General features: G+C 64.6%; 3 protein-coding genes and 1 pseudogene. All 4 read left to right on the forward strand.

The annotated features are described in order from the left end of the window. Positions 1 to 520, forward strand: a 520-nt coding sequence (locus tag AC1D0Z_RS20800; protein WP_477660062.1) for a cation transporting ATPase C-terminal domain-containing protein, incomplete at its 5' end; no start/stop codon positions are given. Positions 521 to 650: 130 nt separating this feature from the next. Then, entirely contained in the window at positions 651 to 1,088 is a 438-nt protein-coding gene (locus AC1D0Z_RS20805) for a YeeE/YedE family protein (protein ID WP_477660063.1), read from the forward strand. A gap of 6 nt (positions 1,089 to 1,094) precedes the next feature. Further along, positions 1,095 to 1,532, forward strand: coding sequence for a DUF6691 family protein (locus AC1D0Z_RS20810; protein ID WP_477660064.1), 438 nt, complete (start codon positions 1,095 to 1,097; stop codon positions 1,530 to 1,532). A 56-nt stretch (positions 1,533 to 1,588) separates the two neighbouring features. Then, positions 1,589 to 1,796: pseudogene (locus AC1D0Z_RS20815) on the forward strand (MBL fold metallo-hydrolase); the annotation flags it as partial.

Here is a 1,796-nt window from a genome sequence, read left to right on the forward strand (position 1 = left end):
CAACAACGTGCTCTACGACCTGTCGCAGGCCGCCATCCCCCTGGACCGGGTCGACCCCGGCGACMTGCGCCGCCCGCGGGCGCTGGACATGGCCTTCATCCAGCGCTACATGTGGCTGTTCGGCCTGGTCAGCTCCGCCTTCGACCTGCTGACGTTCTGGATTTTGCTGCGGGTGCTGCATGCGGACGAAGTCCTGTTCCACACCGGCTGGTTCATCGAGTCGCTGGTGACGCAGGTGCTGGTCATCTTCGTGATCCGCACGCGCGGCAGGCCCTGGGCCAGTCGCCCCAGTGCGGTGCTGACGGCCGCCTCGCTGGCCATTGTGGCCGTGGCCCTATTGCTACCCTTCACGCCGGCGGGCCGGCTTTTTCACTTCGAGCCGCCGCCCACGGCCTTTTTTGCTTGGCTACTGGTGATGGTGGCGGCCTACCTGACACTGGCCGAAGGGGCCAAGCGCTTCTTCTATGCCCGGATGGCGGCACCTCGCAGGCCAAGGCGCAGGGCAGTAGCGCATCGCTAGGATACCGCTGCCGCGCGGCCAGGCAACCTGATCCAGTGCAAACCTGAACCCTGTGCGGGACAATGGTTGCCGCGGTCTGCGAACCTTGCCCTGATTGCCTTGAATCATCTGTTGCCAGAAAGACTGACTTATGCACATCGACTGGAATGCATTCACGCCGTGGCCGGCTCTGGCAGGCGGCATCCTGATAGGTTTTGCCGCGGCCATATTCGTGCTGCTCAACGGCCGAATCGCCGGCATCAGCGGCGTGCTGGGCGGCTTGCTGCGTCCCGCGCGCCGCGACATCGGCTGGCGTGTTGCCTTCGTGGCGGGACTGGTTGGCGCCCCGCTGCTGTTTGCCCTGTTCGCCCAACTGCCGCGGCCACAGATTGAAGCCGGCTACGGAACCCTGATTGCGGCTGGATTCATCGTCGGGTTGGGGACACGCTATGGATCCGGCTGCACCAGCGGACACGGTGTTTGCGGCATCGCGCGGCTATCGCCCCGTTCACTGGTCGCCACGGCAGCGTTCATGCTGGCCGGCTTCGTCACGGTTTTCCTCGTGCGTCATGTCTTTGTTCTTGGGTAAGTCACCATGTACAACCTCCTTTCCCTTCTGGCCGGCGCGATCTTCGGCCTGGGCCTGCTGGTCTCCGGCATGGCAAACCCCGCCAAAGTACTCGGATTCCTGGATCTGGCGGGCGCGTGGGATCCCTCGCTGGCGCTGGTCATGGGGGGCGCCGTCGCCGTAGCATCCATTGCATTCGGGGTGGCGGGTCGCCGCACTCTGAGCCTCATGGGGCAGGAAATGAAACTTCCCTCCTCCCGCACCGTGGACCGCCAGCTGGTCGGCGGCAGCCTGCTCTTTGGAATCGGCTGGGGCATCGCGGGCTTCTGCCCGGGGCCGGCGCTCGTCGCGCTGGGCATGGGCGAAGGCAAGGCCGCCGTCTTTGTCGTGGCTATGCTGGCGGGAATGGGCGCGTTCGAACTGCTGGACCGGCAGGCAAATGCCCGCAACGCCAAGGCGGTGTGAACCATGAATCCGTTCATCCCGCGGCGGGCGCAAAGCAACTCTTCAAGGAGCCGCCCATGAGCCGTACAGCGCGTATTCAAGCTTTCTTCGACCCGGAAACCTGGACCGTGTCGTATGTCCTGTCAGACCCGGCGACGGGAAACGCCGCAGTGATCGATCCGGTGCTCGGATACGACTTCAAGTCGGGTCGAACGCATACCCAGGCGGCCGATCAAGTGCTGGCCTACCTTGTGTCCGCGAACTTGAAGGTGCAGTGGATACTGG

This window comes from Polaromonas sp. P1_E3 (assembly GCF_056405935.1).